This is a genomic window from Mesorhizobium dulcispinae, from assembly GCF_033977345.1.
GTDB classification, from domain to species: domain Bacteria; phylum Pseudomonadota; class Alphaproteobacteria; order Rhizobiales; family Rhizobiaceae; genus Mesorhizobium; species Mesorhizobium dulcispinae.
Genome location: NZ_JAVIIY010000042.1, coordinates 1 through 8,367 on the forward strand (window position 1 = coordinate 1; position 8,367 = coordinate 8,367).

The window sequence follows — 8,367 nt, forward strand, 5'->3', positions numbered from 1 at the left end:
AATGGCCGGCTGAACTGACGTGCGAACGGTATGGCCGACGCGAGTACGTTAGACCGGCTGCGACCGTAAGGCATACGGAATCCAGCTGCTTGGAACGCCGGCAGCCACGCCAGCTGAACATTCCCGCAGAATTGAATTGATTGGACAGCCGATTGACTGGTCTGCCCGTTGTGATTCGCTGATCTGTCTAAAACTTGAGCGACATGACGACAGCAAGGCGGAGCGCCCGGCGGCGCTTCGGCGGGACCGCAGCGTGCGCGTCGTTGGCACCACTGTTCGGCTTGTAGAGCTGTGGATAGCGATCCCCCAGCCGCGCTCTATCGCCATCGAACTTCGCGGCGGCCTTTGCCACCATCATGATGCCTGCGCTTGGAGCAGTTAGCGATTACCAAATCGAGACGAGATCACCGTCGGAAAAAGAAGCTCCCCGACTGCTCCCGCCTGCGCGGCGCTCCGGTCGGCCGCTCGATCGCAAGCCGCGTGCGAGGCGGAAGCTCTCCCGCATGCAGTTCGAGGAGAGACCGATCCAGTTCCCTGTCCTCCGCGGTCAGCCGGTGGTTGAGGCGAAGGTAGTCCATCCAAGTCGGCGTGCGGAACGTCTCCGTCCAATGCAAGGGTTCCTGGAGGTCGCGCTGGAGATTCCAGTGCCGGGCGCCGGCGCGGCTCTGCACCCGGCGGCGTTCCTGCATCTGGTCGAGGAAGGTTTCGACGTTGGCTTCCGGTATGGAGTACTCGATCTTAACCACGATCGGGCCGCTTCTCGACTTCAAGTCGAGGGCGAGCGCCGGCGTTTCGAAGCCAAGCGAATCCTGGTCGGCCTCTTTCCACTGGCGGATCGGGAGCAGCAGTCCGGTGGCGGCAACCAACAAGAGAGCGCCCGCAGAGGCCTCGAGCGCCAGCGTCAGGGAATGGTTTTCGGCCACCACGCCCCAAATCCAGCTGCCGACCGCGACACCTCCCGACGAGAGGGCCGAGTAGATCGAGAGCGTGCGGCCAACGACCCAGCGCGGGCTCGACAATTGCACGCTGACGTCAAGTCCCGTCCAGGTGACGACCCAACCCGCGCCGCCCAGCGTCAAGGCAATCGCCGCCACCACCAGCGAAGGCGTGAAGGCAAGCGCCAGGCAGCAGGCGGCGCAGGCAATACAGGCGAGCGTCGTCAGACGCTCTTGCGACAGCGACCGTCTCAGCGCGTTGTTGGAAATGCCCGCGCACAAGGCGCCGGCGCCAAATCCAGCCATCAGGACACCATAAGCGATCGGCCCTCCCCCGAGCTGGTCCCGGGCAACCAGTGGCAGCAGCGCCAGGATCGAGATGCTCGTCAGACCGAAAAGGAATCCACGCGCGATCGCCGCCTTGATCTCTCCCGACAGCGCCGTGAAGCGGGCCCCGTCATGAATGGCCGTGCTCAATGGCTCACGGGGAAGAGGCGAAGCGCGACCGCTCCATTTGTAGAGTCCTATGGCCCACAGCATCGCCAGATAGGTCAGTGTCGCTGCGGCGAAGGCGGCTAGGGGTCCGAAGGAGGCGACAACGACGCCGCCGAGCGCCGGACCGATGCTTCGCATGGCGTTGTAGCCGACCGAGATCAGCGTGACCGCGGCCGGAACTTCGCGCTTTCGCAGGATGTCTCCGACGGAAGCATGCCAGGCCGGATCAGTGAAGGCAGCGCCGCATCCAGCCAGGCAGCTGAAGGCGAGGATCATCCAAGGATTGTAAAATCCCAGCGCCACAACAGCGGTCAGCATGATCGACGACAATGCTATCACGCACCAGCCGATGGCCATGACATGGCGGCGACTGAAATTGTCGGCAATGGCTCCGGCGAAGATCGATAGAATGAACACTGGAAGCGTCGTGGAGGTCTGCACCAGGGCGACCATCACATCCGAGGTCGAGATGGTCGCCATCAGCCAGCTGACCGCAACCGTCTGAAACAGCCAGCCCAGACCGGACAGCTGTGCGGCAAGCCAGATCGCGCGAAAGGTGGGGCTCTCCAGCGGCGCGAACGTCGCCGACGAAACTGAAGCTGCGTCCGCGCGCGCCACCCTGCTCATTGGGCGAGCCCTTCTCTGTTCGTGAACACGTTTAGTTGGAGATTTCTCCCTCGGCGCACTTGCCTCTGGAGAGTGGCAGGATCAGGGCATTACAATGCCGAACCGAGTAATTTATGCGTCTAGGGCTGGAACGCAACCTTTCATTGCGTTCTGTGGCTGCCTTCATTAATCAAGCTGATTTTTGCAGAAGCCATAAAAATTAGGAGCGTTCCGTGACAGAAGAAATCGAGAGCAATAGTGATGCCCTCATCGAGCTTACCGCCGACGTCGTATCGGCCTACGTCTCGAACAATCCGGTCCCGGTGAGCGACCTTCCTGGCCTGATCGACCAGGTTCATGCCGCCTTAAAAGGCACGATCGGCGGCCCGGTCCCTAAGCCTGAGGACCTCAAGCCTGCCGTTCCCATCAAGAAATCGGTCACGCCCGACTATATCATTAGCTTGGAGGACGGAAAAAAGTTCAAGTCGCTGAAGCGCCATCTCTCAACCCACTATGGCCTTACGCCCGACGAATACCGCGCAAAGTGGGGCCTGCCGGCAGACTACCCGATGGTTGCCCCGAATTATGCCGCAGCTCGCTCTGCTTTAGCCAAGACCCTGGGCCTGGGTCGAAAGCCTGATCGGGCCGAACAGGCCGCGCCGGCAAAGAGGGCCCGCAAAAACGGCGCGGCCTGAGTGTTGTTCCGGCGCGCTGACTTGGAAAGGCGGGGAGACTCCCGCCTTTTGCACTGCGTTCCCCGGCCTGCAACAATTTGCGCGAGGCTTCCGTCGATTTCATGTTCACGCGCGATTTCATCTGCGGCGGTCGGTAGAGGCTCGCCGTCGGGCGGCTGTTGCGCCATGCGCAAGAAGCCGTCAGCTCACTTTACTTTGCTGAGATTGCCGGCCGAGGATTTCCCGGTGCGGCGGTCCTGCTCGATCTCGTAATTAACCTTTTGGCCGTCAGCGAGAGTCGAAAGACCCGATCGCTCCACAGCGGAAATGTGGACAAAAACGTCCGGGCCGCCCGCATCGGGTTGGATGAAGCCGAAGCCCTTCGTGCTGTTGAACCACTTTACCGTGCCAGTTGCCATCCATTTTTCCTTTGTATCGGTTGCAGCGTTGGTTTGCCCAAGCCAGTTAACATTCTGACTTGGGGATAGGCGCAGCAAAAACGAGAAATCGCAAGCCCCCTGGATTGCCAGGAGGAAAATCAAATGCCGGATACCGGCTGGTGAACGCTCAACCCCTGCTTTGTCCCTTGGCTGCTGCGGCCATCACTCGCCATGGCCGGATGGTTCGCGCAACTTCAAAGGGAGGTGGTCGGCTGGAAAGCGCGAACATACTGTCATCGGCAGTTTGGGTTCGAATAGAAAGCGTGGGTCAACCCTGCACAGCGGTTTTCTCACCGCGGCTCGATCCCACTGAAACCGCGGCTGACTGTCTGCGTAAAGGACATCCGGGGCTACGAAGAGATCCATCGGGAAGTCCTTTCCCGGCTACCTGGGGTAAGAAAAATTAGGGCGGATATTCGTTCCGTTTTGATGAATGGCGCGGCCCGAGCGCATCCACGAAATCTTCATTTAGGCGGAGGTAAGGCCAAGCGCGTCTAAATTGCCGAGCGGCTGGCTCACGTTGCTGGCGATTGATACGAGAGGGAAGATACGTGCTGAGAATGACGCGGGCCGAGCTCTACGATCTGGTCTGGTCGAAACCGATGACCGAAATCGCAAGGCAGTATGGCATCAGAGACCAGCATATGGCGCAGACATGCGATGCGTATGAGATCGCTCGGCCGCGTGCCGGCCATTGGATAGAGTAGAGCACGGCAAGTCGGTGGAAATTGCTGCGCTCGATAACAAGAACCATAGCCTTGTCGAGGCGACTCTGCGAGCAGGGCACGATGCTTTCTCGTTCAACGCCTATAGCTCGGGGAGCCTGAGACAGGGACAAAATCCCAAGGTGGCATAGCGCTTGCTTGCAGCATCAGGGGCATTGAGCTCCAGACTGGAGCGCAGCGCTGTAATGTTTAGAGTCGCCAGTTCAGCCAACCTCGTCATCCTGTGTTCACCGGGGGGTCCCCGGCGAACAGCAAGAACAGACATGATTTCCACACCGAACCGCGCTCGCGGGCGCAGGCATGTGAGGCCGTGGCGAACGGCTAGTGTCGAAAAAAAGCCGCCGGAGTTCTCGCCAAGATTTCCTCAACTTGCGCGGAGGCAATCGGCATCGGCAGCTGATCATGTTTTCGTTTCCTCCACAGTTGCCCATGAGAGAGAAACGTCAGGTCGCCCGAGCCAGAATAGTCCTGTTGACGACCGTCGCTCAGACGCCGCCCGCCTCAACAGCCCGGCCTGTGTTCGAAAAAGGGCCGCCCTCCTTCTTCTGATTCCAGTGTTGCTATGGTGGAGCTCGTGCATCGCGGCCGTCCAGACAATCTCGGTCTTGGACCGTTTTAGCAGGGACGTCCCATGCCGCTGCCAATCCTAGCGCTTGCCATAGCATCCTTCTGCATCGGCACCACCGAATTCGTCATTATGGGCCTGCTGCCGGAGGTCGCGGCCGACCTTGGCGTCTCGATCCCTTCGGCTGGCCTTCTGGTCACCGGCTATGCGCTGGGCGTCGTCTTCGGTGCGCCGATCGTGGCCATGGCGACCGCCCGCCTGCCGCGCAAACCAGTGCTCATCGGCCTCGCCACCCTCTTCGTTATCGGCAACTTCTTCTGCGCCATCGCTCCGAACTATTGGCTGTTGATGGCGGCGCGGGTCTTCACCGCCTTCGGCCACGGCGCCTTCTTCGGCATCGGCTCCGTCGTTGCAGCGAGCCTCGTGCCGCGCAACAAACGGGCGAGCGCGATTGCGCTGATGTTCGCCGGCCTGACGCTGTCCAACATCCTGGGCGTTCCCGCCGGCACGGCGCTGGGCGAAGCCTTCGGCTGGCGCGACACCTTCCTCGCCGTCGTCGGCATGGGCCTCGTCTCGGTCGCGGCCATCGCCTGGCTGGTGCCGTCGGATGTCGCCGAGCCTAGCGGTGGCGGTCTGCTCGGCGAATTGCGCGTGCTCGGCAAGCTGCAGGTCTGGCTGGCGATGCTGATCGCCTCGCTCGCCTCCGCCAGCTTGTTCGCGGTCTTCACTTACATCAAGCCCTATCTCACCGACGTGTCCGGCCTGTCGACGGCGACCGTGACCTGGGTGTTGCTCTTGTTCGGCGCCGGCATGACCATCGGCAACATCATCGGCGGCAGGCTGGCGGACTGGAAGCTGATGCCGACTGTGATCACCACGCTGCTCGCCATGGCCCTGCTGTTCGCCGTCTTCACCGAGTTCGGCGCCATCGCGAGCGTGGCCGTGGCGATCGTCTTCCTGTGGGGCATGCTGATCTTCATCGTCGTGCCGCCGCTGCAGATCCGCGTCGTCGAGGCGGCCGCCGAAGGGCCAAACCTTGCCGCCACGCTCAACCAGGGCGCCTTCAATGTCGGCAATGCCGGCGGCGCCTGGATCGGCGGGCTCGCCATCTCCTGGGGCGTATCCTACGCGAACCTGCCGCTGGTGGGCGCCGCGCTCGCGCTTCTGGCCGTCACGGTGGCCGTGCTGTCGCAGTCGCTCGACCGCCGCGCGGTGGTACAGACTTAGTCATCCGCTGATGGGATCTACGCACGATCGTCACGAATATTCAGCATGTAACGTGTGTGTCGGAGTTCACCGGTTCTTGTCAGCGCACCCTTGGCAACCAGATCGTGCAGGTCCCTTGTCGCCGTGGCGCGCGACGCCTGGGTGATGGCGATATAATTCTCCGCGCTGAGGCCGCCCTTGAAACTGGCGATACCTTCCCGGAACATCCGGGCGACGGCTTTTTCCTGGCGTTCGTTGAACTGCCCCCGATGGTGCTCGTAGAACTTGGCCTTGGCAACGGAGAATTCGACGCGGGCGAGCGTTACGCGCTGCGCTTCTAGGATTGTGCTGGCGAAGTAGATCAGCCAATCGGTGATCGCGTTGTTTTTGTTGCTGGCCTCCAAATGATCGTAATAGGCCTTGCGGCGACGCTCGAGCGTGTAGGCCAGCGCGATGAGGCTCGGCTCGCCCAGATTTTGCGCCAGCGCTTTTTCGCAAAGGGCACGTCCTATGCGGCCGTTGCCGTCTTCGAACGGATGGATGCTCTCGAAATAAAGGTGCGCGATACCGGCGCGCGTCAGCGCGGGAAGCGGAGTCTTGCCCTTGAGCGCGGTATCGTTGAACCAGATGGTGAAGGCGTCCATCTCGGCTTTCACGCGCGATGAGGGCGGCGCCTCGAAATGCACTTTGGGTTTGTCCAGCCGGTTAGAGACGATCTGCATGGCATCGGCATGCTGGCGATAGTTGCCGATCGTCTCGATGCGCCGCTCGCCTGACATCACCATCTTGTGCCAGGCATAGAGCGTGCGATGCGAGAGCGGGTTGGCAAAATGCAGATACACGTCGGCCATCATTTCGGCGATGCCCCGCTCGGCGGGCGCGACGCGCCTATTCTCGCCTCCGAGCCCCAGCTGCTGCCGCAAGGATGATTGCAGGCTTTCCCGGTTGAGATACTCACCCTCGATCTCGGATGTCTTCAAGGCCTCTTCACTGATTAGATCGATGCGGATCTGGTCGCGGTCATCGGGGCCAACATGGCGAAACACGCCCAGGAACTCGCCCGATCGCAATAGGAACTCGCTTTCCAGCGGGTCCAATGCCATCTTGTCGTAGGTAAAATGCGGCCAGTCGGCCTGCTCCCAATTCCATACCATGAGCTATAGAGCGCCTTTCTATAACTCATGATAGCGGAAAAAATGAGCTATAGCAATCTTATCTATGCCTCAGCCGGCGCCCACTAGATGGTCTCCGGCGGCCCCCAGAATTTCGGCACATCGACCGTGAAGAACCATAATCCTTCGAGGTTCTCATTGGTTCGGAACCATTCATCCAGCTTGCCTGGAACATCAGTTGGGGACTCCGGCTCAAAGGCATGACAGCGGACGCTCGTGGTGAACTATCGCCACTGGTGAGCCGCGTGAAACGACTCCGATTCAGCCGTTAGACGGAGGGGGTGAAAAAATATGGGGGTTCAAGCACATTCAGGACTTGCGTCCTACCGGGCTGAAACCGGCATAAAAAAGGCAATGCTCGCGTTTCCGCTTACAAAGCCTCCGAGGCGATAAATAGGCGCAACCGGCGGCAACGTCAATAATTCGAGGTGGCCGAGGGGGAACGCCTATGAGACATTCACGCAATCACAGCTGCAAGCAATCGCTGACGCATTTGGCGAGGCCGCCGACGGCCTGACCGGCTTGGAAATCGGACATCTGCTGGCCACGGTCAAGATCGCCGATACCGTTTCCCCAATGACCAAGCGACACAGATCGTACAATGCCTTTGCCAACGACCAGAACAAGCGTGGTGCCCGCACCCATATCATAGCGTTCATCCGCAAGGCCATGAAACCGGAGCGTTTCGCGCGAGAGGCCGAACGAATCGAGCCGCACGGGACTTCGTTCAAGCCGAAACAGACAGCCGGATGCGAAACCGCCTCCCGGAGTAAGGAGGTCCCCGCATGAAGGTCGCGTTCTACGCCTGCTACTCATCGGACAATCAGCGAGACGCCTCGATCGAGGATCAATTGGGGTTCTGCCGCCTCCATGCCGAGACGTAAGGCTGGACGGTCGTCGACAGCTATACCGACCGCGCGACCTCCAGCGCGTTGCCGCTCAAGCTGGGCCTGGCGGCTGAATTCAATGCTGCTTGGCTTTCGACAAGCTGACGGATGAGCCTCTGCACATGGCAGGCTTCCGGTCATGTGCCTGCCAGGCAGTCAGGACGAGATCGACTGGTCGGCCTTTGGCATCGACGAGCGCGTGACCTTGGTCGTGAGCCCGCCGCAGGAACATGAAACATCGTCGTCATCCCTTTTTGCCCTGGCCGCATGTTGGCGAACGCTGACACAGGAGTCGATCATGATGATCTGGCCGTCGAAAGCCTTGGAAAAAGCGGCGAGCACCCTCCAATGAAGTGAAATTGAGGCCCGGCAGGGCTGGCGGTTCCCACAGCGTTTTGTTCTCTGTGCGTTCCGGTGGCCACGCAATGATTAGCGCAATCTAATATTATGAAAGCGGTCCCTTGGCCATGCGTCGCAGAGCACCTGATAGGTGTTTTACATCTCATGGCTTGAGGTTTTCCAGACCGGAGGCCTCCTTGTGCGTATTTCGCAAAAGCCGGACTGGGATTCCGCTAAGTCGCGGACAGTGTTGGAGTGCACCCCCAGACTGAGACAAGGAAAATCGCGGACAGTTTCCCCGCAGGAGAGGAAACTGGGGCATG

7 protein-coding genes and 1 pseudogene are annotated in these 8,367 nt (G+C 60.5%); 2 read left to right on the top strand and 6 right to left on the bottom strand.

Features of this window, described 5'->3' with window-relative positions; genetic code table 11:
• Positions 1 to 187 precede the first annotated feature (187 nt).
• Both RFN30_RS31965 and RFN30_RS31970 read right to left on the bottom strand, forming a co-directional pair.
• Complete coding sequence (locus tag RFN30_RS31965) at positions 188 to 358, bottom strand: hypothetical protein (RefSeq protein WP_320256487.1); 171 nt, start codon at positions 356 to 358, stop codon at positions 188 to 190.
• A gap of 46 nt (positions 359 to 404) precedes the next feature.
• Complete coding sequence (locus RFN30_RS31970; protein ID WP_320252958.1) at positions 405 to 2,057, bottom strand: MFS transporter; 1,653 nt, start codon at positions 2,055 to 2,057, stop codon at positions 405 to 407.
• Between the two features lie 212 nt (positions 2,058 to 2,269).
• On the opposite strand from RFN30_RS31970, the gene RFN30_RS31975 reads away from it, so the two are divergent.
• On the top strand, positions 2,270 to 2,731 hold the full coding sequence (locus RFN30_RS31975) for a Ros/MucR family transcriptional regulator (RefSeq protein ID WP_320224044.1): 462 nt from the start codon (positions 2,270 to 2,272) through the stop codon (positions 2,729 to 2,731).
• A 185-nt stretch (positions 2,732 to 2,916) separates the two neighbouring features.
• On the opposite strand, the gene RFN30_RS31980 is transcribed toward RFN30_RS31975, so the two are convergent.
• Complete coding sequence (locus RFN30_RS31980) at positions 2,917 to 3,129, bottom strand: cold-shock protein (RefSeq protein WP_112101617.1); 213 nt, start codon at positions 3,127 to 3,129, stop codon at positions 2,917 to 2,919.
• Positions 3,130 to 4,506: 1,377 nt separating this feature from the next.
• On the opposite strand from RFN30_RS31980, the gene RFN30_RS31985 reads away from it, so the two are divergent.
• Positions 4,507 to 5,667: an MFS transporter gene (locus RFN30_RS31985; protein ID WP_320256488.1), complete on the top strand. Its 1,161-nt coding sequence runs from the start codon at positions 4,507 to 4,509 to the stop codon at positions 5,665 to 5,667.
• A 17-nt stretch (positions 5,668 to 5,684) separates the two neighbouring features.
• On the opposite strand, the gene RFN30_RS31990 is transcribed toward RFN30_RS31985, so the two are convergent.
• The 3 genes and pseudogenes from RFN30_RS31990 to RFN30_RS32000 all read right to left on the bottom strand — a co-directional run.
• Complete coding sequence (locus RFN30_RS31990) at positions 5,685 to 6,800, bottom strand: Fic family protein (RefSeq protein ID WP_320265941.1); 1,116 nt, start codon at positions 6,798 to 6,800, stop codon at positions 5,685 to 5,687.
• 483 nt (positions 6,801 to 7,283) lie between these two features.
• Positions 7,284 to 7,535, bottom strand: coding sequence for a hypothetical protein (locus RFN30_RS31995; protein ID WP_320265942.1), 252 nt, complete (start codon positions 7,533 to 7,535; stop codon positions 7,284 to 7,286).
• A 294-nt stretch (positions 7,536 to 7,829) separates the two neighbouring features.
• Positions 7,830 to 8,047: pseudogene (locus RFN30_RS32000) on the bottom strand (IS5/IS1182 family transposase); the annotation flags it as partial.
• Positions 8,048 to 8,367: the final 320 nt, after the last annotated feature.

Coding starts and splice junctions, on each gene's coding strand:
- RFN30_RS31965 (WP_320256487.1), bottom strand. CDS start 358: ATGATGGTGGCAAAGGCCGCCGCGAAGTTCGATGGCGATAGAGCGCGG.
- RFN30_RS31970 (WP_320252958.1), bottom strand. CDS start 2,057: ATGAGCAGGGTGGCGCGCGCGGACGCAGCTTCAGTTTCGTCGGCGACG.
- RFN30_RS31980 (WP_112101617.1), bottom strand. CDS start 3,129: ATGGCAACTGGCACGGTAAAGTGGTTCAACAGCACGAAGGGCTTCGGC.
- RFN30_RS31985 (WP_320256488.1), top strand. CDS start 4,507: ATGCCGCTGCCAATCCTAGCGCTTGCCATAGCATCCTTCTGCATCGGC.
- RFN30_RS31990 (WP_320265941.1), bottom strand. CDS start 6,800: ATGGTATGGAATTGGGAGCAGGCCGACTGGCCGCATTTTACCTACGAC.